The 23974-nt window shown below is 69.5% G+C and carries 22 protein-coding genes; all 22 read left to right on the top strand.

The window, feature by feature from the left end:
* Positions 1-4 precede the first annotated feature (4 nt).
* Complete coding sequence (gene lysA, locus ACFV6X_RS02155) at positions 5-1396, top strand: diaminopimelate decarboxylase (protein ID WP_385376334.1); 1392 nt, start codon at positions 5-7, stop codon at positions 1394-1396.
* Positions 1397-1768: 372 nt separating this feature from the next.
* Positions 1769-3061 (top strand): homoserine dehydrogenase, encoded by a 1293-nt coding sequence (locus tag ACFV6X_RS02150; RefSeq protein ID WP_385376331.1) that lies wholly within the window; start codon positions 1769-1771, stop codon positions 3059-3061.
* Between the two features lie 6 nt (positions 3062-3067).
* Positions 3068-4126: a threonine synthase gene (gene thrC / locus ACFV6X_RS02145; RefSeq protein WP_385376329.1), complete on the top strand. Its 1059-nt coding sequence runs from the start codon at positions 3068-3070 to the stop codon at positions 4124-4126.
* A 279-nt stretch (positions 4127-4405) separates the two neighbouring features.
* Complete coding sequence (gene thrB, locus ACFV6X_RS02140) at positions 4406-5350, top strand: homoserine kinase (RefSeq protein WP_385376327.1); 945 nt, start codon at positions 4406-4408, stop codon at positions 5348-5350.
* Positions 5351-5755: 405 nt separating this feature from the next.
* On the top strand, positions 5756-7783 hold the full coding sequence (rho, locus tag ACFV6X_RS02135) for a transcription termination factor Rho (RefSeq protein ID WP_385376324.1): 2028 nt from the start codon (positions 5756-5758) through the stop codon (positions 7781-7783).
* A gap of 224 nt (positions 7784-8007) precedes the next feature.
* The gene (locus ACFV6X_RS02130) at positions 8008-9144 is read left to right on the top strand and encodes an LCP family protein (RefSeq protein ID WP_385376321.1); all 1137 of its coding nucleotides are present in this window, start codon (positions 8008-8010) and stop codon (positions 9142-9144) included.
* 162 nt (positions 9145-9306) lie between these two features.
* Positions 9307-9528 carry a 50S ribosomal protein L31 gene (gene rpmE / locus ACFV6X_RS02125; RefSeq protein ID WP_365262144.1) on the top strand — a complete coding sequence of 74 codons (222 nt, stop codon included), beginning with the start codon at positions 9307-9309 and terminating at the stop codon, positions 9526-9528.
* Between the two features lie 146 nt (positions 9529-9674).
* Entirely contained in the window at positions 9675-10751 is a 1077-nt protein-coding gene (gene prfA, locus ACFV6X_RS02120) for a peptide chain release factor 1 (protein WP_365456781.1), read from the top strand.
* A 71-nt stretch (positions 10752-10822) separates the two neighbouring features.
* Complete coding sequence (gene prmC / locus ACFV6X_RS02115) at positions 10823-11662, top strand: peptide chain release factor N(5)-glutamine methyltransferase (RefSeq protein WP_385376874.1); 840 nt, start codon at positions 10823-10825, stop codon at positions 11660-11662.
* Between the two features lie 51 nt (positions 11663-11713).
* Complete coding sequence (locus ACFV6X_RS02110) at positions 11714-12361, top strand: L-threonylcarbamoyladenylate synthase (RefSeq protein ID WP_365456784.1); 648 nt, start codon at positions 11714-11716, stop codon at positions 12359-12361.
* Positions 12362-12413: 52 nt separating this feature from the next.
* Positions 12414-13076: a protein-tyrosine-phosphatase gene (locus ACFV6X_RS02105; RefSeq protein ID WP_385376316.1), complete on the top strand. Its 663-nt coding sequence runs from the start codon at positions 12414-12416 to the stop codon at positions 13074-13076.
* 94 nt (positions 13077-13170) lie between these two features.
* Positions 13171-14406, top strand: coding sequence for a serine hydroxymethyltransferase (glyA, locus tag ACFV6X_RS02100; RefSeq protein ID WP_385376313.1), 1236 nt, complete (start codon positions 13171-13173; stop codon positions 14404-14406).
* A 129-nt stretch (positions 14407-14535) separates the two neighbouring features.
* The gene (locus tag ACFV6X_RS02095; RefSeq protein WP_385376310.1) at positions 14536-15840 is read left to right on the top strand and encodes an MraY family glycosyltransferase; all 1305 of its coding nucleotides are present in this window, start codon (positions 14536-14538) and stop codon (positions 15838-15840) included.
* Between the two features lie 286 nt (positions 15841-16126).
* Positions 16127-16564: a hypothetical protein gene (locus ACFV6X_RS02090; RefSeq protein WP_385376307.1), complete on the top strand. Its 438-nt coding sequence runs from the start codon at positions 16127-16129 to the stop codon at positions 16562-16564.
* A 273-nt stretch (positions 16565-16837) separates the two neighbouring features.
* Positions 16838-17608, top strand: a complete 771-nt coding sequence (atpB, locus tag ACFV6X_RS02085) for a F0F1 ATP synthase subunit A (RefSeq protein WP_385376304.1) — start codon at positions 16838-16840, stop codon at positions 17606-17608.
* A 77-nt stretch (positions 17609-17685) separates the two neighbouring features.
* On the top strand, positions 17686-17922 hold the full coding sequence (atpE, locus tag ACFV6X_RS02080; protein WP_189701479.1) for an ATP synthase F0 subunit C: 237 nt from the start codon (positions 17686-17688) through the stop codon (positions 17920-17922).
* Between the two features lie 42 nt (positions 17923-17964).
* A complete protein-coding gene (locus ACFV6X_RS02075) occupies positions 17965-18513 on the top strand; it encodes a F0F1 ATP synthase subunit B (RefSeq protein ID WP_385376301.1) in 549 nt (182 codons plus the stop codon).
* Positions 18510-19325 carry a F0F1 ATP synthase subunit delta gene (locus ACFV6X_RS02070; protein ID WP_385376298.1) on the top strand — a complete coding sequence of 272 codons (816 nt, stop codon included), beginning with the start codon at positions 18510-18512 and terminating at the stop codon, positions 19323-19325. Before ACFV6X_RS02075 ends, ACFV6X_RS02070 begins: the two co-directional genes overlap by 4 nt.
* Before the next feature lie 129 nt (positions 19326-19454).
* On the top strand, positions 19455-21044 hold the full coding sequence (atpA, locus tag ACFV6X_RS02065) for a F0F1 ATP synthase subunit alpha (RefSeq protein ID WP_385376295.1): 1590 nt from the start codon (positions 19455-19457) through the stop codon (positions 21042-21044).
* Between the two features lie 21 nt (positions 21045-21065).
* Entirely contained in the window at positions 21066-21983 is a 918-nt protein-coding gene (locus ACFV6X_RS02060; RefSeq protein ID WP_385376292.1) for a F0F1 ATP synthase subunit gamma, read from the top strand.
* Positions 21983-23419 (top strand): F0F1 ATP synthase subunit beta, encoded by a 1437-nt coding sequence (gene atpD / locus ACFV6X_RS02055; protein ID WP_385376289.1) that lies wholly within the window; start codon positions 21983-21985, stop codon positions 23417-23419. Before ACFV6X_RS02060 ends, atpD begins: the two co-directional genes overlap by 1 nt.
* Positions 23420-23537: 118 nt before the next feature.
* The gene (locus ACFV6X_RS02050; protein ID WP_385376286.1) at positions 23538-23915 is read left to right on the top strand and encodes a F0F1 ATP synthase subunit epsilon; all 378 of its coding nucleotides are present in this window, start codon (positions 23538-23540) and stop codon (positions 23913-23915) included.
* Positions 23916-23974: the final 59 nt, after the last annotated feature.

Raw genomic sequence — 23974 nt, 5'->3', positions numbered from 1 at the left:
AGAAATGAGCCGTTCCGCACACCCCGCCGGGCCCCGTCACGCCGACGTCTTCACCGAGGGCCACTACAGCGCCCCGCCCGCCGACCTCAACGCCCTCGACGGCAAGGTCTGGGCGCAGACCGTCACCCGGGACGCCGATGGCGTCGTCAGCGTCGGCGGTCTTCCGGTGACGCGGCTCGCGGAGGAGTTCGGCACCCCCGCCTACCTCCTCGACGAGACCGACTTCCGGGCGCGCGCCCGCGCCTGGCGCACCGCGTTCGGGCATGACGCCGACGTCTTCTACGCGGGGAAGGCGTTCCTTTCGCGTGCCGTCGTGCGGTGGCTGCACGAGGAGGGGCTGAACCTGGACGTGTGTTCCGGTGGCGAGCTCGCCACCGCGCTCTCCGCCGGGATGCCCGCCGACCGCATCGCCTTCCACGGCAACAACAAGTCCGAGGACGAGATCCGGCGGGCCGTCGAGGCCGGCGTGGGGCGGATCGTGCTCGACTCGTTCCAGGAGATCGTCCGTGTCGCCCACATCGCCGAGGAGCGGGGCCGGCGGCAGCCCGTGCAGATTCGTATCACCGTCGGCGTGGAGGCACACACGCACGAGTTCATCGCCACCGCGCACGAGGACCAGAAGTTCGGCATCCCGCTCGCCGGCGGGCAGGCCGCCGAGGCCGTCCGACGGGCCCTGCAGCTCGACGGGCTGGAACTCATCGGCATCCACAGCCACATCGGGTCGCAGATCTTCGACATGTCCGGGTTCGAGGTCGCCGCGCATCGGGTCGTCGGGCTGCTCAAGGACATCCGGGACGAGCACGGCGTCGAGCTGCCCGAGATCGATCTCGGCGGTGGCCTCGGCATCGCCTACACCAGCGACGACGACCCGCGCGAGCCGCACGAGATCGCCAAGGCGCTGACCGAGATCGTGACCCGCGAGTGCGAGTCCGCGAAGCTGCGGACACCGCGTATCTCCGTCGAGCCGGGGCGCGCCATCGTCGGGCCCACCGCCTTCACGCTCTACGAGGTCGGCACGATCAAGCCCCTCGACGGGCTGCGGACGTATGTCTCGGTCGACGGGGGAATGTCGGACAATGTTCGTACCGCGCTGTACGACGCGGAGTACAGCGTGGCGCTGGTCTCCCGTGCCTCCGAGGCCGAGCCGATGCTGGCCCGCGTCGTCGGCAAGCACTGCGAGAGCGGCGACATCGTCGTGAAGGACGCCTTCCTGCCGGCCGACCTGGCCCCGGGTGACCTGATCGCCGTACCGGCCACGGGCGCCTACTGCCGGTCCATGGCCAGCAACTACAACCACGTGACCCGCCCGCCGGTCGTCGCCGTGCGGGACGGCGAGGCGCGCGTCATCGTCCGCCGCGAGACGGAGGAGGACCTGCTGCGTCTCGACGTCGGGTGAGGTGACATCGGCAGACATCGGCGGAGCGCATCGACCGGGCAGGTCGCGGCGCCGGGCGGCCGGCCGGGGCGGCCAGGTCGCAGCGCCGCTCCCAGCGCTGGGTGCCGGCCGACGCCGACGCCGCAGCGCTGGACGCCCCACCGACGCCGACGCCGCAGCGCCGACTGCCCCGCCGACGTCAGGGCCACGGCGCCCGGCCCGAAGGGACGCCCCGCGCACCCCGTGCCAGGCCGCCCGCGGAAACGGAAGATCTTCTTCTTCCGCCCCCGGGAAAATGAAATAAACGTCTCACGATCCGGACGAGGGGCCAGAAACTCCCGTCCGGTGAGTGAGACTGGTGCAACCGAAGACGGTAAGAGGAAACGAGGTCGGATGATGCGTACGCGTCCGCTGAAGGTGGCGCTGCTGGGCTGCGGAGTGGTCGGCACAGAGGTGGCGCGCATCATGACGACGCACGCCGACGACCTCGCCGCGCGCATCGGCGCCCCGGTGGAGCTCGCGGGCGTCGCGGTCCGACGGCCCGACAAGGTGCGCGAGGGCATCGACCCGGCCCTCGTCACCACCGACGCCACCGCCCTCGTCAAACGCGGCGACCTCGACGTCGTCGTCGAGGTCATCGGCGGCATCGAGCCCGCCCGGACCCTCATCACCACCGCGTTCGAGCACGGCGCCTCCGTCGTCTCCGCGAACAAGGCCCTCCTCGCCCAGGACGGCGCCGCCCTGCACGCGGTCGCCGAGGAGCACGGCAGGGACCTCTACTACGAGGCCGCCGTCGCCGGTGCCATCCCGCTGATCCGCCCGCTGCGCGAGTCCCTCGCCGGCGACAAGGTCAACCGCGTGCTCGGGATCGTCAACGGCACCACCAACTTCATCCTCGACGCCATGGACTCGACCGGCGCCGGCTACCAGGAGGCCCTCGACGAGGCCACCGCCCTGGGGTACGCCGAGGCCGACCCCACCGCCGACGTCGAGGGCTTCGACGCGGCGGCCAAGGCGGCGATCCTCGCCGGCATCGCCTTCCATACGCGGGTGCGCCTCGACGACGTCTACCGCGAGGGCATGACCGAGGTGACGGCGGCCGACTTCGCCTCCGCCAAGGAGATGGGCTGCACCATCAAGCTGCTCGCCATCTGCGAGCGGGCCGCGGACGGCGGTTCCGTCACCGCGCGCGTGCACCCGGCGATGATCCCGCTGACCCACCCCCTCGCCTCCGTGCGCGGCGCGTACAACGCCGTGTTCGTGGAGTCCGACGCGGCCGGACAGCTGATGTTCTACGGCCCCGGTGCCGGTGGTTCCCCGACCGCCTCCGCCGTCCTCGGCGATCTGGTCGCCGTCTGCCGCAACCGGCTCAGCAACGCGACCGGCCCCGGCGAGTCCGCCTACGCCGCGCTGCCCGTCTCGTCCATGGGCGAGGTCGTCACGCGCTACCACATCAGCCTCGACGTCGCCGACAAACCGGGTGTTCTCGCCCAGGTGGCCACCGTGTTCGCGGAGCACGGGGTGTCCATCGATACGGTTCGGCAGCAGGGGAAGGACGGCGAGGCCTCCCTCGTCGTCGTCACGCACCGCGCCTCCGACGCCTCCCTCACCGGGACGGTCGAGGCGCTGCGCAAGCTCGACACCGTGCGGGGTGTCGCCAGCATCATGCGGGTTGAAGGAGAGTAACCAGCAATGACCCACCAGTGGCGCGGAATCATCGAGGAGTACCGGGACCGGCTGCCCGTCTCCGACACCACGCCGGTCGTGACGCTCCGCGAGGGCGGTACGCCCCTCGTGCCCGCGCAGGTGCTCTCCGAGCGCACGGGCTGCGAGGTCCACCTGAAGGTGGAGGGCGCGAACCCGACCGGGTCCTTCAAGGACCGCGGCATGACCATGGCCATCTCCAAGGCCAAGGAGGAGGGCGCGAAGGCGGTCATCTGCGCCTCCACGGGCAACACGTCCGCCTCCGCCGCCGCGTACGGCGTGCGCGCCGGGATGGTCTCCGCCGTCCTCGTGCCGCAGGGCAAGATCGCGCTCGGCAAGATGGGCCAGGCCCTGGTGCACGGCGCGAAGATCCTCCAGGTCGACGGCAACTTCGACGACTGCCTCACGCTCGCCCGCGCGCTCAGCGACAACTACCCCGTCGCACTGGTGAATTCGGTCAACCCGGTACGTATCGAGGGCCAGAAGACCGCCGCCTTCGAGATCGTCGACATGCTCGGCGACGCCCCGGACATCCATGTCCTGCCGGTGGGCAACGCGGGCAACATCACGGCGTACTGGAAGGGGTACAAGGAGTACGCCGCCGACGGCGTCGCCACCAGGACGCCCCGGATGTGGGGCTTCCAGGCCTCCGGCTCCGCGCCCATCGTGCGCGGCGAGGTGGTCAAGGACCCGTCGACCATCGCCACCGCGATCCGGATCGGCAACCCCGCCTCCTGGCAGCACGCGCTCGACGCGCGGGACGCGTCCGGCGGCCTCATCGACGAGGTGACGGACCGTGAAATCCTACGCGCCTACCGCCTGTTGGCCGCTCAGGAGGGCGTCTTCGTCGAGCCCGCCTCGGCCGCATCGGTGGCCGGTCTGCTGAAGGCCGCCGAACTCGGCAAGGTCGACCCGGGCCAGCGCATCGTGTGCACGGTCACCGGCAACGGCCTCAAGGACCCCGACTGGGCCGTCGCCGGCGCACCGCAGCCGGTCACCGTGCCGGTGGACGCGGCGACCGCCGCCGAGCGCCTCGGACTGGTCTGACGTACCGCTTGACCCGGGGCATTCCCTGACAGGGGGGCACAGGGGGCTTACGACACGCATCGTGCGCCTCCTGTGCGCCCTATGTCGCCACAGAACCTTCCTTCGATAGGCTGTACTGAACCCGCCCCCCGCATATGCCTCGCATAGGCAGGGCGCCGCGCCGTCGTCGTGATCCCGGAGTGACCGGAGGGATCCGGCAACGGCCCGAAGGGTCCGTCGTACGTCATCGAATGTCTTCGGCATTCACGAATCACGCAGCTCAAGGAGAGTCATCGAGCGATGGCCGGTCCAGCGTTCCGCGCCGCCGCCGTACGGGTGCGCGTCCCCGCCACCAGCGCCAACCTCGGCCCGGGCTTCGACGCCCTCGGCCTCGCGCTGGGGCTCTACGACGACGTCGTCGTCCGCGTGGCCGACTCCGGGCTGCACGTCGACATCGCGGGGGAGGGCAGCGGGACGCTGCCACGTGACGAAAGCCACCTTCTCGTACGCGCTCTCCGTGCCGCCTTCGATTCCCTGGGCGGACAGCCCCGTGGCCTGGAAATCGTCTGCGCGAACCGCATTCCGCACGGCCGTGGCCTGGGCTCCTCCTCGGCCGCCATCTGTGCCGGAATCGTCGCCGCCCGGGCCGTGACCATAGGCGGCGAGGCCCGGCTGGACGACAGGGGCCTGCTGGAGCTGGCCACCGAGATCGAGGGCCACCCGGACAACGTCGCGGCATGCCTGCTCGGCGGGTTCACGCTCTCCTGGATGGAGGCCGGCGCCGCGCGGGCGATCAGGATGGACCCCGCCGATTCCATCGTTCCGGTGGTTTTCGTGCCCGGGAAGCCGGTTCTGACGGAGACCGCGCGCGGTCTGCTGCCGCGCACCGTGCCGCACGTCGACGCCGCCACCAACGCGGGCCGTGCCGCGCTGCTCGTCGAGGCCCTGACCAGGCGCCCCGAGCTGCTGCTGCCCGCCACCGAGGACCGGCTGCACCAGGAGTACCGCGCCCCCGCCATGCCCGAGAGCGCGGCGCTGGTGGAGCGGCTGCGGGCGGACGGCATCGCCGCGGTCATCTCCGGCGCGGGACCCACCGTGCTGGCGCTCGCGGACGAGGGTACGGCCGACAAGGTGGAACAACTGGCGGGCCCGGGCTGGGCGGCGAACCGGCTGGCCCTGGACGTGCCGGGGGCGAGCGTACTGCCGCTCGCGACCAGCGGCGCCGACGTGGCGAGCGTCGATTAAAAGCACGCGATTGCCGGATTTCGAGAGGGGGAATGTTTGTTGGATCCGGTAGTGTTAACCTCAAGTCTGCACCCGACCCCACCATGGCGAGGTGCCTCGTGTCCCAGTTCGGGACAGACATTCTTCCGGGAGCTCCCCAAGCCGCACTGTGTCTCGTACCTCGTACGCGGGCAGTACGTCGTACGTCGACACTGAGCGGTCCGACGGGCACGCTCCGGAACCGGTGCGACCACGCCACGTGACACTGGGTGCCACGGCTCAAGGAAGCGCCATCACCAGATATTTCCTCCGCCGCTTTGGCGGACCACCGCCCCGGCACGGTTCGGTCAGCAAGAACCGAAGCCGGACAGCACAACCGGTCGCCGAGCCAGACAGGCCGACGTCCGCTCCAGGGAAGGACCCTTCGTGAGCGACACCACCGATCTGATGGGCGCACGTGTCGAGGAGACCGCTGCCGCGCCCGCCACGGACGCCTCCGCGCCTGCCACCGGTGCCGGCTCCCGGCGGCGCCGCGGTACCGGCCTCGAGGGCATGGTGCTGGCCGAGCTGCAGCAGGTCGCATCCGGCCTCGGTATCAGGGGCACCGCGCGGATGCGCAAGAGCCAGCTGATCGAGGTCATCAAGGAGGCGCAGGCGGGAGGGGGAGCCCCGGCGAAGACCGCCGAGGCCGCCACCGAGACCAAGCCCAAGCGCCGCGCCACGTCCAAGGCACGTACCGGCGACGACGCGCCTGCCGAGAAGGCCGCCAAGCCGGCCGAGGCGCCCGCCGAGAAGGCAGTGGCCCAGCAGCAGATCGAGATTCCCGGCCAGCCGGGCGGCGGCGCCGCCCGCGCGAGCGAGGCCGAGCGTGGGGGAGAGGACGCCCCCGAGCGCCGGCGTCGCCGGGCCACCGCCGAGGCGGGCAGCCCCGAGACCGTGACGGCCGAGGCGAAGAGCGAGCCGAAGGCCGAGTCGCCCGCGCAGCAGCCGCAGGGCGACGCCGACGGCGGCGAGGGCCGTCGTCGCGACCGCCGTGAGCGCGGCCGGGACCGCGAGCGCGGCGACCGGGACAACCGGGACCGTGAGCGCGGCGACCGGGACAACCGGGACCGTGACCGCCGCGGCAAGGGCGACGACCAGCAGCAGGGCCAGGGCCAGCAGCGTCAGCAGCAGGGCGGCGGCGGACAGGGCCAGAACGACGACGACTTCGACGGCGGCCGCCGTGGCCGTCGCGGCCGCTACCGCGACCGCCGGGGTCGCCGGGGCCGTGACGAGATGGGCGGCAGCAGCAGCGAGCCGCAGATCGCCGAGGACGACGTCCTGATCCCGGTCGCGGGCATCCTCGACATCCTCGACAACTACGCGTTCATCCGCACCTCGGGCTACCTGCCCGGTCCGAACGACGTGTACGTCTCCCTCGCCCAGGTCCGCAAGAACGGCCTGCGCAAGGGCGACCACATCACCGGTGCGGTCCGTCAGCCCAAGGAAGGCGAGCGGCGCGAGAAGTTCAACGCGCTCGTCCGCCTCGACTCCGTCAACGGCATGGCGCCCGAACACGGCCGTGGCCGCCCGGAGTTCAACAAGCTGACGCCGCTCTACCCGCAGGACCGCCTCCGCCTGGAGACGGACCCCGGCGTCCTCACCACCCGCATCATCGACCTGGTCTCGCCGATCGGTAAGGGCCAGCGCGGTCTGATCGTGGCCCCGCCGAAGACCGGCAAGACCATGATCATGCAGGCGATCGCCAACGCGATCACGCACAACAACCCCGAGTGCCACCTGATGGTCGTCCTCGTCGACGAGCGTCCGGAAGAGGTCACCGACATGCAGCGGTCGGTCAAGGGCGAGGTCATCTCCTCGACCTTCGACCGCCCGGCCGAGGACCACACCACGGTCGCCGAGCTCGCCATCGAGCGCGCCAAGCGGCTGGTGGAGCTGGGCCACGACGTCGTCGTGCTGCTCGACTCGATCACGCGTCTGGGCCGTGCGTACAACCTCGCCGCCCCGGCCTCCGGCCGCATCCTGTCCGGTGGTGTCGACTCGACCGCCCTGTACCCGCCGAAGCGCTTCTTCGGTGCGGCCCGCAACATCGAGGACGGCGGCTCGCTGACCATCCTCGCCACCGCACTGGTGGACACCGGGTCCCGCATGGACGAGGTGATCTTCGAGGAGTTCAAGGGCACCGGCAACGCGGAGCTCAAGCTCGACCGGAAGCTCGCCGACAAGCGCATCTTCCCGGCGGTGGACGTGGACGCGTCCGGTACCCGTAAGGAAGAGATCCTGCTCGGCAACGAGGAGCTCGCCGTCACCTGGAAGCTGCGCCGGGTGCTGCACGCGCTCGACCAGCAGCAGGCGATCGAGCTGCTCCTCGACAAGATGAAGCAGACGAAGTCGAACGGCGAGTTCCTGATGCAGATCCAGAAGACGACGCCGACCCCCGGCAACGGCGACTGAGGCGCCGGACGGGCCCGCTGACCGCGGCCCGCTGAGATCGGCCTGGTGAAGGGCCGCGTCCGTCACATCGATGACGGATGCGGCCCTTCACAGTTTTTTGTGCAACCCTGCCCCGAGTTTCCCCGTCTGACCGGACAGGGCGACGATGGTCTGGTGCATGCCCATTCCTGATCGCATTCCTGACCGCAGGGGGTACCCGACATCCGACGAGAGCTGAGGAGCACATGCCTGCCGACAGCACGCCGGAGCCCGGTATACCGGGTGAGTCCGGCACACACGGCCCGCGCCGACGGGCCAAGGGACGCCGCCGCAAACCGCGGGCCAAGGGCCGCAGAGGGCTGCTGATCGCAGCCTGGACCGCCGCGGGCATCGTCGTCCTCGGCGGCACCGGCGTCGGCTACGTGTACCTCAAGCTCAACGGCAACCTCAAGAGCGTCGACATCGATCAGGCCCTGGGCGCCGACCGGCCCGGCAAGGCCGACAACGGCTCCGAGAACATCCTGGTCCTGGGCTCGGACACCCGCGCCGGCGGCAACGAGAAGCTGGGCGGCGGCACCGACGACGGCAGCGCCCGATCGGACACGGCGATGATCGTGCACGTCCATGAGGGCCGGAAGAAGGCCAGCGTCGTCTCCGTCCCGCGCGACACACTGATCGACCGCCCCGCGTGCACGGACGCCGACGGCGGCAGCCACGACGCGGTCTCCGGCGTGATGTTCAACTCCGCGTACAGCACCGGCGGCGCCGCCTGCGCCGTGAAGACCGTCGAGTCCCTCACCGGCATCCGCATGGACCACTACCTGGAGGTCGACTTCGCCGGCTTCCAGAAGCTCGTCGACGAACTGGGCGGCGTCGAGGTGACCACGACGCAGGACATCGAGGACCCCGAGAGCCACCTCGACCTCGAAGCCGGCACGCACCAGCTCACCGGCGAGCAGGCCCTCGGCCTGGTGCGCACCCGGCACGGCGTGGGCGACGGCTCGGACCTCGGCCGCATCCAGCTCCAGCAGGCCTTCGTCAAGGCGCTGGTCGAGCAGGTCAAGGAGATCGGCCTGTTCACCAGCCCCAAGAAGCTGTACGACCTCGCCGACACCGCCACCAACGCGGTCACGACCGACTCCTCCCTCGGCTCGGTCGACGCCCTGACGTCCTTCGCGAGCGGCCTCAAGGGCATCAGCGCCTCGAAGATGAACATGGTGACGATGCCGGTGCGGTACAACCCCGCCGATCCCAACCGCGTCCTGCTCGACGAGGCGAAGGCCCAGCGGGTGTGGGACGCCCTGAAGAACGACAGGCCCATCCCGAGGTCGGCCACCGAGGGATCGGCGACAGGCGAAGCCAGGGGCGTGATCACGTCCTGAAGGGGCGCGGCAGCGCCCACCCCCGCCCGCACGGGATAGTTCGGAGCAACCCCCGGTTTTGGGGGATGGCACCAGTCCTGGCAGACTGGTACGTCGGCTCCGGTTCACGCTCCCGCATCCCGCGGCTGCGACCCGGCGCCCTCCCGAACCATAGGAGACACCTTGAAGCGCGACATTCACCCCGAGTACGTCGAGACGCAGGTCAGCTGCACCTGTGGCGCCTCGTTCACCACCCGTAGCACCATCCAGTCCGGCGCCATCCGGGCCGAGGTGTGCTCCGAGTGCCACCCGTTCTACACGGGCAAGCAGAAGATCCTCGACACCGGTGGCCGTGTGGCCCGCTTCGAGGCCCGCTTCGGCAAGGCCGCCGGCTCCAAGAAGTAGCGAGCCCCATTTCGCCGGTCCACGGCCGCGCCCCCTTGCGGGCGCGCCGGGACCGGCGTTTTTGGTCGCCCGCCCACTTCACCCCGTACCCTTCCCCACGCGCTCACCTACGTTCGAGCAGGGGATGCCCCCATCAGGAGCCAGAGATGTTCGAGGCCGTCGAGGAGCTCGTCGCCGAGCACGCCGACCTGGAGAAGCAGCTCGCCGATCCGTCGGTCCACGCCGATCAGGCCAACGCGCGCAAGCTGAACAAGCGCTACGCCGAACTCACGCCGATCGTCGCCACGTACCGCTCCTGGAAGCAGTCGGGCGACGACATCGAGACGGCCCGCGAACTGGGCGCCGACGACCCCGAGTTCGCCGCCGAGGTCAAGGATCTGGAGCGACAGCGCGAGCAGCTCACCGAGAAGCTCCGCCTGTTGCTGGTCCCGCGCGACCCCAGCGACGACAAGGACGTCATCCTGGAGATCAAGGCGGGCGCCGGCGGTGACGAGTCCGCGCTGTTCGCCGGGGACCTGCTGCGCATGTATCTGCGGTACGCCGAGCGCGTCGGCTGGAAGACCGAGATCATCGACGCCACCGAGTCCGAGCTGGGTGGCTACAAGGACGTCCAGGTCGCCGTGAAGACCAAGGGCGGGCAGGGCGCCACCGAGCCCGGGCAGGGCGTGTGGGCGCGGCTGAAGTACGAGGGCGGTGTGCACCGCGTGCAGCGCGTGCCCGCCACCGAGTCCCAGGGACGCATCCACACCTCCGCCGCCGGCGTGCTCGTCACCCCGGAGGCCGAGGAGATCGACGTCGAGATCAACCCCAACGATCTGCGCATCGACGTCTACCGGTCCTCCGGCCCGGGCGGGCAGTCCGTGAACACCACCGACTCCGCCGTGCGCATCACGCACATCCCGACCGGAGTCGTCGCCTCCTGCCAGAACGAGAAGAGCCAGCTGCAGAACAAGGAGCAGGCACTGCGTATCCTGCGCTCCAGGCTGCTCGCAGCGGCACAGGAGGAGGCGGAGAAGGAGGCCGCCGACGCCCGCCGCAGCCAGGTCCGCACCGTCGACCGGTCCGAGAAGATCCGCACGTACAACTTCCCGGAGAACCGCATCTCGGACCACCGCGTCGGCTTCAAGGCGTACAACCTGGACCAGGTCCTTGACGGCGAGCTCGACGCGGTGATCCAGGCCTGCGTCGACGCGGACTCGGCCGCCAAGCTCGCAGCCGCGTAAGGAACTTACGAGTACGACGGAGGACGAGCGTGCAGCCATCTTTTGGGGGGCGACCCCCGGGCCCCCGCAGTCTGCTGCTCGCGGAGGTGGCCCAGGCCACCCAGCGGCTGGCCGACGCCGGCGTGCCCTCGCCGCGCACCGACGCGGAGGAGCTCGCCGCGTTCGTGCACGGCGTGAAGCGGGGCGAGTTGCACTCCGTGAAGGACTCCGACTTCGACGCCCGCTACTGGGAGGTCATCGCGCGCCGTGAGCAGCGCGAGCCGCTCCAGCACATCACCGGGCGCGCCTTCTTCCGGTACCTGGAACTCCAGGTCGGGCCGGGCGTGTTCGTGCCGCGCCCGGAGACGGAGTCCGTGGTCGGCTGGGCCATAGACGCCGTGCGCGCCATGGACGTGGTCGAGCCGCTGATCGTCGACCTGTGCACCGGCTCCGGTGCCATCGCGCTCGCGCTCGCCCAGGAGGTGCCGCGCTCCCGCGTGCATGCCGTGGAGCTGTCCGAGGACGCGCTGCGCTGGACCCGTAAGAACGTCGAGGGGTCGCGGGTCGACCTGCGGCAGGGGAACGCTCTGACCGCCTTCCCGGACCTCGACGGGCAGGTCGACCTGGTCATCTCGAACCCGCCGTACATCCCGCTCACCGAATGGGAGTACGTCGCCCCCGAGGCCCGGGACTACGACCCCGAGCTGGCCCTGTTCTCCGGCGAGGACGGCCTCGACCTCATCCGGGGCCTGGAACGCACCGCGCACCGGCTGCTGCGCCCCGGCGGCGTCGTCGTCATCGAGCACGCCGACACCCAGGGCGGCCAGGTGCCGTGGATCTTCACCGAGGAGCGGGGCTGGGCCGACGCGGCCGACCACCCCGACCTCAACAACCGCCCGCGCTTCGCCACCGCCCGTAAGGCGCTGCCGTGAGCACCCACCAGACTTCACCCCCGCAGTACGGGTACGAGGAGGACCGCTGAAATGGCACGGCGATACGACACCAACGACGCCACCGACCGTGTGACCGGTCTGCGTGAGGCCGCGTCCGCCGTCCGCCGTGGCGAGCTGGTGGTCCTCCCCACCGACACCGTGTACGGCATCGGTGCCGACGCGTTCTCCTCGGAGGCTGTCTCCGACCTGCTGGAGGCCAAGGGCCGCGGCCGCAACATGCCCACCCCCGTCCTCATCGGCTCCCCGAACACCCTGCACGGCCTGGTCACCGACTTCTCCGAGCTGGCCTGGGAGCTGGTCGACGCGTTCTGGCCGGGCGCGCTGACCCTGGTCGCCAGGCACCAGCCGTCGCTCCAGTGGGACCTGGGCGACACCCGGGGCACGGTCGCCGTGCGCATGCCGCTGCACCCGGTCGCCATCGAACTGCTCACCGAGGTCGGCCCGATGGCCGTCTCGTCGGCGAACCTCACCGGGCACCCGGCGCCGGAGGACTGCGACGCCGCCCAGCAGATGCTCGGCGACTCCGTCTCCGTCTACCTCGACGGCGGCCCGACCCCCGGCAACGTGCCGTCCTCCATCGTCGACGTCACCGGCCCGGTGCCCGTCCTGCTGCGTGAGGGCGCCCTCTCGCCGGACGAGCTGCGCAAGGTCGTACCCGACCTTGAGGTGGCCAATTGACAGCCCCTGACTCCCCCAAGCTCTCGGCTCCGCTCGAGCAGGGGGCACCCCCATGCGTGGCATAGGCAACCGGGAAAGCGCGGCGGAGATCACGACGACGTTCGTGGGGCTTCCGCGTGACAGTTTCCGCATCCTCCATGTCAGCACCGGAAACGTGTGCCGCTCGCCCATCACCGAGCGGCTGACCCGGCATTTCGTGTCGGAGCGGCTCGGTGTCCTCGGCGGCGGGCTGATCGTGGAGAGCGCCGGCACCTGGGGCCACGAGGGCGCGCCCATGGAGGCCAACGCCGAGACGGTGCTGGCCGACTTCGGCGCGGACGCCTCCGGCTTCGTGGGCCGGGAGCTGCTGGACGAGCATGTCATCCGGGCCGACCTGGTGCTCACCGCCACCCGCGACCACCGTGCCCAGGTGATCTCGATGGGGCACTCGGCGGGGCTGCGCACCTTCACGCTGAAGGAGTTCACCCGGCTGGTGAAGGCCATCGACCCGGCGACCCTGCCACCGCTGGAGGACGGGGTGGTCGCCCGGGCCCGCGCCCTGGTGCGGGCCGGCGCCGCGCTGCGCGGCTGGCTGCTGGCACCCACCGCCGAGGCCGACGAGGTGTACGACCCGTACGGGGCGCCGCTGACGTTCTTCCGGTCGGTCGGCGAGGAGATACACCAGGCGCTGGACCCCGTGGTGACGGCGCTGACGGGGGTGGCGGCCCGGACCTGAGTCCCGGCCGCCCCCGCAGCCCTACGACAGCGGGCGCCCGCGACCGCCCCGGCCTACATTGGACCTACGTCATCGTCGACGCCCGGAGTCCACCATGTCGGTCACCCATGCCCCAGAGGCCGATCTGCTGCGCCGGCAGGATCCCGCGCTCGCCGAGATCCTGCTCGGGGAGCTGGACCGGCAGTCGACCACGCTCCAGCTGAACGCCGCCGAGAACTTCGCCTCGCGGGCCGTGCTGGCCGCCCTCGGCTCGCCGCTCTCCAACAAGTATGCCGAGGGCTATCCGGGGTCCCGCTACCACGGCGGCTGCGAGATCGTCGATGTCGCCGAGGGGCTCGCCGTCCGGCGCGCCCAGACACTGTTCGGCGCCGAGCACGCCAACGTCCAGTCCCACTCGGGCAGTTCGGCCGTCCTGGCCGCGTACGCCGCCCTGCTGCGCCCCGGCGACACGGTCCTCGCCCTCGGCCTGCGCCACGGCGGCCACCTCACCCACGGTTCGCCCGTCAACTTCTCCGGCCGCTGGTTCGACTTCGTCGGCTACGGCGTCGACGAGGAGACCGGCCTCATCGCCTACGACCAGGTGCGCACCCTGGCCCGCGCCCACCGCCCCAAGGCGATCGTGTGCGGCTCGATCGCCTACCCGCGGCACATCGACTACGCCTACTTCCGCGAGGTCGCCGACGAGGTGGGCGCCTACCTCGTCGCGGACGCCGCGCATCCCATCGGGCTCGTCGCCGGGGGAGCGGCGCCGAGTCCGGTGCCGTACGCCGATGTGGTGTGCGCCACCACGCACAAGGTGCTGCGCGGACCGCGCGGCGGCATGCTCCTTTGCGGCGCCGAGCTCGCCGAACGTGTCGACCGGGCCGTCTTCCCCTTCACCCAGGGCGGCGCCCAGATGCACAGCATCGCCGCGAAGGCGGTCGCCTTCGGCGAGGCGGCAACACCGGCCTTCCGGACGTACGCCCATCAGGTGGTCGCCAACGCCCGCTACCTGGCCGCCGCCCTCGCCGCCGAGGGGCTCGCCGTCACCACCGGCGGCACGGACACCCACCTCATCACCGCGGACCCGGCGCCGCTCGGCGTGGACGGCCGTACCGCCCGCGGCCGGCTCGCGGCCGCCGGGATGATCGTCGACTGCTGCGCCCTGCCGCACGACGCCCGCGGCCTGCGGCTGGGCACCGCTGCCGTCACCACCCAGGGGATGAGCGAGGGTGAGATGGCTCGCATCGCCAAGCTGCTCGCGGAGGTGCTGCGGGACCAGGCCGACAGCAGGTCGGTGCGTGAAGAAGTGCGGGATCTCGCACGGGGATTTCCGCCGTATCCGCGCTGAGCCGGGGTAGCCGGGCATCCGTACACAGCCACACGTGCAACCATCGTCGCTACCCGGAAGTCCCCAACCATATGCGTCCCTCGCTAGGGTGTGGGGCTGAGATGGCCAGCGAGATCTGTGGGGAAGCCCGTGCGTGAATACCTGCTGACGCTCTGCATCACGGCCGCGGTGACGTACCTGCTGACAGGGCCGGTGCGGAAATTCGCGATCGTGGCCGGAGCGATGCCGGAGATCCGGGCACGTGACGTGCACCGGGAGCCCACTCCGCGGCTCGGCGGGATCGCGATGTTCTTCGGCCTGTGCGCGGGCCTGCTGGTCGCCGACCATCTCACCAACCTCAGCGAGGTCTTCGAGAAGTCCAACGAGCCACGCGCCCTGCTCTCCGGGGCGGCGCTGATCTGGCTCATCGGTGTGCTGGACGACAAGTTCGAGATCGACGCCCTGATCAAGCTGGGCGGCCAGATGATCGCCGCCGGCGTGATGGTGATGCAGGGCCTGACGATCCTGTGGCTGCCGGTGCCGGGTGTCGGCACGGTCGCGCTGACCCAGTGGCAGGGCACGCTGCTCACGGTGGCCCTGGTAGTCATCACCATCAACGCGGTCAACTTCGTCGACGGGCTGGACGGCCTGGCCGCGGGCATGGTGTGCATCGCCTCGGCCGCCTTCTTCATGTACGCGTACCGGATCTGGTACTCGTACGGCATCGAGGCCGCCGCCCCGGCCTCCCTCTTCGCCGTGGTGCTGATGGGCATGTGCCTGGGCTTCCTGCCGCACAACATGCACCCGGCCCGCATCTTCATGGGCGACTCGGGCTCGATGCTGATCGGCCTGGTGCTGGCGGCGGGCGCGATCTCGGTCACGGGGCAGGTCGACCCGGACCTGATGAACCTGTTCACCGGGTCCGAGCGCAACTCCGTGCACCAGATGGTGCCGGTCTACATCCCGCTGCTGATGCCGCTGACCATCATCGCGATCCCGGCCGCGGACCTGATCCTCGCGATCGTGCGCCGCACCTGGCGGGGCCAGTCGCCGTTCGCCGCGGACCGGGGGCACCTGCACCACCGGCTGCTGGAGATCGGGCACTCGCACAGCCGGGCCGTGCTGATCATGTACTTCTGGTCGGCGCTGATCGCCTTCGGCGCCCTCGGCTACTCGGTGAACTCGGCGTCCATGTGGATCGTCCTGGGCGTGGTGCTGCTCAGCGCCCTGGGCCTGGTCCTGCTGCTGCTGCCCCGCTTCACCCCGCGCACCCCCCTGTGGGCCGAGCACTTCGTGCCGCCGCGCTACCGCCGGAGCCGGGCCGTGCCGCCGCCCGAGTCGGAGGTTCCGGTCGAGTCTCCCGCCGAGGAGGAGGAGCGCACGCCGGTCGCCGTCGGGGTCTCCGGGGTCAACGGAGCGACCGCCGTCGGCTCCCGCTCACGCTTCACAAGGTAAGAATCTGACTAAGGCATTGCCAGGCCGTGGGGGAACGAACGCCCCTATACCAGACAAGTCGGCTCGAATTCTGCACAGACGCGCAGCATCACTCTCATGTGTGACAGTGCGCACACCCCCAGGTAAAGACCTCATCAAATAGTTTGTGATACGGTTCACGAGAACCCCCCGGATAGAGCCGACGGACCGTGGTGCGACGGTCCACCGGCATGAGGTTCTCTCTCAGCCCGGGACTACGCTCGTCCATGACGACACCCTGCCCCCCTGTGAAAGCGGAGTTGCCGCCATGCCGTCCAATGACGCCCGGAACCTTCTGCAGACAGCTGTGCCCACAGCCGCTGTCGGTGTGGTCACGGTCGCGGTCAGCGGTGTGGTCGCAGGTGGCAAGGGAGCGCTCGGTGCCGGTATCGGCACACTGCTCGCCATCCTCTTCATGGGGATCGGTCTGTTCGTTCTGCAATGGACGGCGAAAACGCTCCCCCAGCTCTTCCAGGCCATGGGGATGATGCTCTACGTCGCCCAGCTCCTGTTGCTCCTGATCTTCGTCGCCCTCTTCAAGGACACCTCTCTCTTCCATCCGAAGACGTTCGCCATCGGCCTCGTCGTCGCGACCGTCGTATGGATGGCCGCGCAGGCTCGAGCGCACATGAAGGCCAAGATCTTCTACGTCGATCCGGATGCCGCGAAGAGCGAGAAGCCCGAGAAGACAGGGCCGTCGTCGTGAGGGGTAGGGGCGGGATAAGGGCCAGTGAGAACTCCTGCTATCGTCCGGTGCCAACTGCGGCATCGCGGGCGCGGGCATCCGAGCTGACGCCTGCTCGATCGCGAGGCTTGATGTCCCCCAGCCGCCCCCACATCCGTAACACCTGTCCGGTGCCGACCCGCGGCCCTGTGCCGCGCCGACACAACGAGGTTGCCGTACCCATGCGTCACGCCGAAGGAGCCCGTGGTGAGTGCTGACCAGACCCAGCTCGCCTTTGACTGGAGTTGTCGGATCATGTCCGACAACGGGTGTGGCTTTCCGGCTCCGGGCCTGCACTCGTTTCTCTTCCAGCCGATCACCACGGTGGGAGGGTTCGAGTTCAACAAGGTGATGCTGCTCGCGCTCATCACCACCGTGCTCGTGATCGGCTTCTTCTGGGCGGCCTTCGGCAAGGCGAAGGTGGTTCCGGGCAAGCTGCAGATGATCGGCGAGGCCGGCTACGACTTCGTGCGCCGCGGCATCGTCTACGAGACCCTTGGCAAGCGTGAGGGCGAGAAGTGGGTCCCGCTCATGGTCTCGCTCTTCTTCTTCATCTGGATCATGAACATCTGGTCGGTGATTCCGCTGGCCCAGTTCCCGGTGTCGTCGATCATCGCGTACCCGGCAGTGTTGGCCGCGATCGTCTACCTCACCTGGGTCGGACTGACCTTCAAGCGCCACGGCTTCGTCGGCTTCTTCAAGAACGTGACCGGCTACGACAAGTCGCTCGGTCCGGTGCTGCCGCTCGTCATGATCATCGAGTTCTTCTCGAACCTGCTGGTCCGCCCGTTCACGCACGCCGTGCGACTCTTCGCCAACATGTTCGCCGGCCACCTGATGCTGGTCATGTTCACCGTCGCCTCCTGGTACCTGCTGAACAGCTGGCTGATCCCGGCCGCGGGCGTCTCCTTCATCATGACGATGGCCATGATCCTCTTCGAGCTTTTCGTGCAGGCCGTCCAGGCGTACGTCTTCGTACTGCTGGCCTGCACGTACATCCAGGGCGCTCTGGCCGAGCACCACTGAGCCCCTAACGCCCGCTAGCCCCCAGAACGTCCGGTGGCCAACCCCCGCCGGTCCATGAAAGAGAAGGAAGATTCAGCATGGCTGCCACTGAGACCCTCGCCGCTGTCTCCGGTTCGCTCGGCTCCATCGGCTACGGCCTCGCCGCCATCGGCCCCGGCATCGGCGTCGGCATCATCTTCGGCAACGGCACCCAGGCCCTGGCCCGTCAGCCCGAGGCCGCCGGCCTGATCCGCGCCAACCAGATCCTGGGCTTCGCCTTCTGTGAGGCGCTCGCCCTCATCGGCATCGTTATGCCGTTCGTGTTCGGTGTGTAAGTAGCCACCGCTTACCGACACGATTCGACGAAAGGCACTGATGTGATCGCCAACCTGGTGCAGCTGGCGGCCGAGGAGGAGCAGAGCCCGCTCATCCCGCCCGGCCCCGAGCTGCTCGTCGGCACCATCGCCTTCGCCATCGTCTTCTTCATCTTCTGGAAGAAGCTGCTTCCGAACATCAACAAGGTTCTGGAGGAGCGCCGCGCGGCGATCGAAGGCGGTATTGAAGAGGCCGAGACCATGAAGGTCGAGGCTCAGAGCGTCCTTGAGCAGTACAAGGCCCAGCTCGCCGAGGCCCGGCACGAGGCCGCGCGGCTGCGCCAGGAAGCTCAGGAGCAGGGTGCCGCGCTCATCGCCGAGATGCGCGCGGAAGGCCAGCGGCAGCGCGAGGAGATCGTCGCCGCAGGTCACACCCAGATCGAGGCCGACCGCAAGGCCGCCTCGTCCGCGCTCCGGCAGGACGTCGGCAAGCTGGCCACCGACCTGGCCGGCAAGCTGGTCGGTGAGTCCCTCGAGGACCACTCCCGCCAGAGCCGTGTGATCGACCGCTTCCTCGACGAGCTCGAGGAGAAGGCCGAGGCGTCTCGATGAACGGAGCGAGCCGCGAGGCCCTGGCAGCCGCACGTGAGCGTCTCGACGCGCTGACGGACGCCACGTCCGTGGACACGGCGCGGCTCGCCGACGAGCTGGCCGCGGTGACCGCGCTGCTTCACCGCGAGGTCGGCTTGCGTCGGGTCCTCACCGACCCGGCGCAGGCCGGTGAGAGCAAGGCGGAGCTGGTCCAGCGCCTGCTCGGCACCCAGGTCGGCGGCGAGACCGCGGACCTGGTGTCCGGCATGGTGCGCTCCCGCTGGTCGCAGTCCCGCGACCTGGTGGACGCGCTGGAGGAGCTGGCGAACACCGCCGACCTCACCGCCGCACAGCAGGGCGGCACGCTCGACAGCGTCGAGGACGAGCTGTTCCGGTTCGGCCGGATCGTCGCCTCCAGCACCGAGCTGCGCGCCGCGCTGACCGACCGCAAGGCCACGGTCGCCGCCAAGAGCGAGCTGCTGCGCAGCCTGCTCGGCGGAAGGGCGGCCCCGGCCACCGAGCGTCTGGTGACGCGCCTTGTGACCGCGCCGCGGGGACGTAGCCTGGAGGCGGGACTTGAGTCCCTGTCCAAGCTCGCCGCCGAGCGGCGGGACCGCATGGTGGCCGTCGTCACCTCGGCCGTGCCGCTGAGCGACGCACAGAAGCAGCGCCTCGGCGATGCTCTCGCGAAGCTCTACGGCCGTCGGATGCACCTCAACCTCGACCTGGACCCCGAGGTCCTCGGCGGGATCCGGGTGCAGGTCGGCGACGAGATCATCAACGGCTCCCTCGCGGACCGCCTCGCGGACGCCGAGCGCCGGCTGGCGAGCTAGCCGCAACTGAACACGCAAGTCGTACTTACGGCCCGGTTGGGCCGTGCAGAGGATTCACCTCTCTTAGGGGGGAGTCCCCATCCCCCCAAAGTGAAACTTCGGGCCCAACAAGGAGAGCAGGGAACCCAGATGGCGGAGCTCACGATCCGGCCGGAGGAGATCCGGGACGCACTGGAGACCTTCGTCCAGTCGTACAAGCCGGACGCGGCCTCGCGCGAGGAGGTCGGTACGGTCACCCTTGCCGGCGACGGCATCGCGAAGGTCGAGGGTCTGCCCTCGGCCATGGCCAACGAACTGCTGAAGTTCGAGGACGGCACCCTCGGCCTCGCCCTCAACCTCGAGGAGCGCGAGATCGGTGCCATCGTCCTCGGTGAGTTCAGCGGTATCGAGGAGGGGCAGCCGGTCACCCGCACCGGTGAGGTCCTCTCCGTCGCGGTCGGCGAGGGTTACCTCGGCCGCGTGGTCGACCCCCTCGGCGCCCCGATCGACGGCCTCGGCGAGATCGAGACCTCGGGTCGTCGCGCCCTTGAGCTGCAGGCCCCCACGGTCATGCAGCGCAAGTCGGTGCACGAGCCGATGGAGACCGGCTACAAGGCCGTCGACGCGATGACCCCGATCGGCCGTGGTCAGCGTCAGCTGATCATCGGTGACCGCCAGACCGGCAAGACCGCCCTGGCCGTCGACACGATCATCAACCAGCGTGACAACTGGCGTACCGGCGACCCGAACAAGCAGGTCCGCTGCATCTACGTCGCCATCGGCCAGAAGGGCTCCACCATCGCGTCGGTCCGCCGCGCGCTGGAGGAGAACGGTGCGCTGGAGTACACGACCATCGTCGCCGCCCCGGCGTCCGACCCGGCCGGCTTCAAGTACCTTGCGCCGTACACCGGTTCGGCCATCGGCCAGCAGTGGATGTACGAGGGCAAGCACGTCCTCATCATCTTCGACGACCTGTCGAAGCAGGCCGACGCCTACCGTGCCGTCTCCCTGCTGCTGCGCCGCCCGCCGGGCCGTGAGGCCTACCCGGGTGACGTCTTCTACCTGCACTCCCGCCTGCTGGAGCGCTGCGCGAAGCTCTCCGACGACATGGGTGCCGGCTCGATGACCGGTCTGCCGATCGTCGAGACCAAGGCCAACGACGTCTCGGCGTTCATCCCGACCAACGTCATCTCCATCACCGACGGCCAGTGCTTCCTGGAGTCGGACCTGTTCAACGCCGGTCAGCGCCCCGCGCTGAACGTCGGTATCTCCGTCTCCCGAGTCGGTGGTTCCGCGCAGCACAAGGCGATGAAGCAGGTCTCCGGCCGTCTGCGCGTCGACCTGGCCCAGTTCCGTGAGCTGGAGGCGTTCGCCGCCTTCGGTTCCGACCTGGACGCCGCGTCGAAGTCGCAGCTGGAGCGCGGTCAGCGCATGGTCGAGCTGCTGAAGCAGGCTCAGTACCAGCCGATGTCCACCGAGGACCAGGTCGTCTCCGTCTGGGCCGGCACCACCGGCAAGATGGACGAGGTGCCGGTCTCCGACATCCGCCGCTTCGAGAGGGAGCTCCTGGAGTACCTGCACCGCAAGGAGCAGGGCCTCATGACCTCCATCAAGGAGGGCGGCAAGATGTCGGACGACACCCTCACGGCCGTCGCCGACGCCATCGCCGAGTTCAAGAAGCAGTTCGAGACCTCGGACGGCAAGCTGCTCGGCGAGGACGCTCCGTCCACCGCCAAGTGACGTAAGGAAGGGACCTGACTCATGGGAGCCCAGCTCCGGGTCTACAAGCGTCGCATCCGATCCGTCACCGCGACCAAGAAGATCACCAAGGCGATGGAGATGATCGCCGCCTCGCGCGTCGTCAAGGCGCATCGCAAGGTGACGGCCTCCAAGCCGTACGCGCAGGAACTGACCCGCGCGGTCACGGCGGTCGGCACCGGGTCGAACACCAAGCACCCGCTGACCACCCAGGCCGAGACGGTCACGCGGTCCGCGGTGCTGCTGCTGACCAGCGACCGGGGTCTGGCAGGTGCGTTCAACTCCAACGCCATCAAGGCGGCGGAGCAGCTGACCGAGCGGCTGGAGCGCGAGGGCAAGCAGGTCGACACGTACATCGTCGGCCGGCGCGGTGTCGCGCACTACAACTTCCGTGAGCGCACGATCGCGGAGTCGTGGAGCGGCTTCACCGACGAGCCCTCGTACGCGGACGCCAAGAAGGTCGCGGCCCCCCTCATCGAGGCCATCGAGAAGGAGACGGCGGACGGCGGCGTGGACGAGCTCCACATCGTCTTCACCGAGTTCGTCTCGATGATGACGCAGAACGCGCAGGACGCGCGGCTGCTGCCGCTCAGCCTCGACGAGGTCGCCGCGGAGGCCAAGCCCAAGGGCGAGATCCTCCCGCTGTACGACTTCGAGCCGTCGGCGGAGGACGTCCTGGACGCCCTGCTTCCGCGGTACGTCGAGAGCCGGATCTACAACGCGCTGCTCCAGTCGGCGGCTTCCAAGCACGCCGCCACCCGGCGCGCGATGAAGTCGGCCACCGACAACGCGGGTGAGCTGATCAACACGCTCTCCCGTCTTGCCAACGCGGCCCGCCAGGCCGAAATCACCCAGGAAATCAGCGAGATCGTCGGTGGCGCGAGCGCCCTGGCCGACGCGACCGCGGGGAGTGACAACTAATGACCACCACTGTTGAGACGGCCACGGCGACGGGCCGCGTCGCGCGGGTCATCGGCCCGGTCGTCGACGTGGAGTTCCCCGTCGACGCGATGCCGGAGATCTACAACGCGCTTCACGTCGAGGTGGCCGACCCGGCCAACGCCGGCGAGAAGAAGACGCTGACCCTGGAGGTCGCCCAGCACCTGGGTGACGGCCTGGTCCGCACCATCTCCATGCAGCCCACCGACGGTCTGGTCCGCCAGGCCGCGGTCACCGACACCGGCACGGGCATCACCGTCCCGGTCGGCGACTTCACCAAGGGAAAGGTGTTCAACACCCTCGGTGAGGTGCTGAACGTCGACGAGTCCTACGACGGTGAGCGCTGGTCCATCCACCGCAAGGCGCCGCGCTTCGACGAGCTCGAGTCGAAGACCGAGATGTTCGAGACCGGCGTCAAGGTCATCGACCTTCTCACCCCGTACGTCAAGGGTGGAAAGATCGGTCTGTTCGGTGGTGCCGGCGTCGGCAAGACGGTGCTCATCCAGGAGATGATCTACCGCGTCGCCAACAACCACGACGGTGTCTCCGTGTTCGCCGGTGTCGGCGAGCGCACCCGTGAGGGCAACGACCTCATCGAGGAGATGTCGGAGTCGGGCGTCATCGACAAGACCGCGCTGGTCTTCGGTCAGATGGACGAGCCCCCGGGCACCCGTCTGCGCGTGGCCCTCGCCGGTCTGACCATGGCGGAGTACTTCCGCGATGTGCAGAAGCAGGACGTGCTGTTCTTCATCGACAACATCTTCCGCTTCACGCAGGCCGGTTCCGAGGTCTCGACGCTGCTCGGCCGTATGCCCTCCGCGGTGGGTTACCAGCCGAACCTGGCCGACGAGATGGGTCTCCTCCAGGAGCGCATCACCTCGACCCGCGGTCACTCGATCACCTCGATGCAGGCGATCTACGTCCCCGCGGACGACCTGACCGACCCGGCCCCGGCCACCACCTTCGCCCACCTCGACGCGACGACGGTTCTGTCCCGTCCGATCTCGGAGAAGGGCATCTACCCGGCCGTGGACCCGCTGGACTCCACGTCCCGCATCCTGGACCCGCGGTACATCGCGCAGGACCACTACGACGCCGCCATGCGCGTCAAGAACATCCTGCAGAAGTACAAGGACCTCCAGGACATCATCGCGATCCTCGGTATCGACGAGCTCGGCGAGGAGGACAAGCTCGTCGTCCACCGTGCCCGTCGCGTGGAGCGCTTCCTGTCCCAGAACACCCACGTCGCCAAGCAGTTCACCGGTGTGGACGGCTCGGACGTGCCGCTGGAGGAGTCGATCGCGGCGTTCAACGCGATCTGCGACGGCGAGTACGACCACTTCCCCGAGCAGGCGTTCTTCATGTGCGGTGGTCTTGAGGACCTGAAGAAGAACGCGAAGGAGCTGGGCGTCTCCTGACCCGGGCCTCGTGCTCGTGTCGTGAGGGGGCGGGGTCGTCCCGCCCCCTCTGCCACGCCTATTAGACTTGTAACCAACACCCGGCAGAACCGCCGGGTGGTGACCCGAGGAGCCACCCTTGGCTGCTGAGCTGCACGTCGAGCTGGTCGCTGCCGACCGCCAGGTCTGGTCCGGCGAGGCCACCCTGGTCGTCGCGCGCACCACGTCCGGCGACATCGGCGTCATGCCCGGTCACCAGCCGCTGCTCGGTGTGCTGGAGTCGGGCCCGGTGACCATCCGTACGAGTGATGGTGGAACGGTCGTCGCCGCGGTGCACGGCGGTTTCGTCTCGTTCGCGGACAACAAGCTGTCGTTGCTGGCGGAGGTCGCCGAGCTGGCCGACGAGATCGATGTCAAGCGCGTCGAGCAGGAACTGGAGCGTGCGAAGGCGGAGGACGACGCCGAGGCCAGGCGCCGCGCGGACGTCCGGCTTCGCGCGGCGACGGCGGCGCGTTGACCCAGCAAGCCGTGCGATGACGTCACTCAGCCGCGGTCGGCACCGGAGCAATCCGGTGC

It is taken from the genome of Streptomyces sp. NPDC059861 (assembly GCF_042731435.1).
Classification (GTDB): Bacteria; Actinomycetota; Actinomycetes; order Streptomycetales; family Streptomycetaceae; genus Streptomyces.
The sequence above is the reverse complement of the archived record's forward strand: the minus strand, read 5'-3'. Positions and strand labels throughout refer to the sequence as shown.

Excerpts from the sequence above, each read along its gene's own strand:
- atpE (WP_189701479.1), top strand. The coding sequence starts at position 17,686 with ATGGCTGCCACTGAGACCCTCGCCGCTGTCTCCGGTTCGCTCGGCTCC.
- atpD (WP_385376289.1), top strand. The coding sequence starts at position 21,983 with ATGACCACCACTGTTGAGACGGCCACGGCGACGGGCCGCGTCGCGCGG.
- ACFV6X_RS02130 (WP_385376321.1), top strand. The coding sequence starts at position 8,008 with ATGCCTGCCGACAGCACGCCGGAGCCCGGTATACCGGGTGAGTCCGGC.
- ACFV6X_RS02105 (WP_385376316.1), top strand. The coding sequence starts at position 12,414 with ATGCGTGGCATAGGCAACCGGGAAAGCGCGGCGGAGATCACGACGACG.
- ACFV6X_RS02110 (WP_365456784.1), top strand. The coding sequence starts at position 11,714 with ATGGCACGGCGATACGACACCAACGACGCCACCGACCGTGTGACCGGT.
- thrC (WP_385376329.1), top strand. The coding sequence starts at position 3,068 with ATGACCCACCAGTGGCGCGGAATCATCGAGGAGTACCGGGACCGGCTG.
- prfA (WP_365456781.1), top strand. The coding sequence starts at position 9,675 with ATGTTCGAGGCCGTCGAGGAGCTCGTCGCCGAGCACGCCGACCTGGAG.
- ACFV6X_RS02090 (WP_385376307.1), top strand. The coding sequence starts at position 16,127 with ATGCCGTCCAATGACGCCCGGAACCTTCTGCAGACAGCTGTGCCCACA.
- atpB (WP_385376304.1), top strand. The coding sequence starts at position 16,838 with ATGTCCGACAACGGGTGTGGCTTTCCGGCTCCGGGCCTGCACTCGTTT.
- lysA (WP_385376334.1), top strand. The coding sequence starts at position 5 with ATGAGCCGTTCCGCACACCCCGCCGGGCCCCGTCACGCCGACGTCTTC.
- thrB (WP_385376327.1), top strand. The coding sequence starts at position 4,406 with ATGGCCGGTCCAGCGTTCCGCGCCGCCGCCGTACGGGTGCGCGTCCCC.
- ACFV6X_RS02150 (WP_385376331.1), top strand. The coding sequence starts at position 1,769 with ATGATGCGTACGCGTCCGCTGAAGGTGGCGCTGCTGGGCTGCGGAGTG.
- glyA (WP_385376313.1), top strand. The coding sequence starts at position 13,171 with ATGTCGGTCACCCATGCCCCAGAGGCCGATCTGCTGCGCCGGCAGGAT.
- atpA (WP_385376295.1), top strand. The coding sequence starts at position 19,455 with ATGGCGGAGCTCACGATCCGGCCGGAGGAGATCCGGGACGCACTGGAG.
- ACFV6X_RS02060 (WP_385376292.1), top strand. The coding sequence starts at position 21,066 with ATGGGAGCCCAGCTCCGGGTCTACAAGCGTCGCATCCGATCCGTCACC.
- ACFV6X_RS02070 (WP_385376298.1), top strand. The coding sequence starts at position 18,510 with ATGAACGGAGCGAGCCGCGAGGCCCTGGCAGCCGCACGTGAGCGTCTC.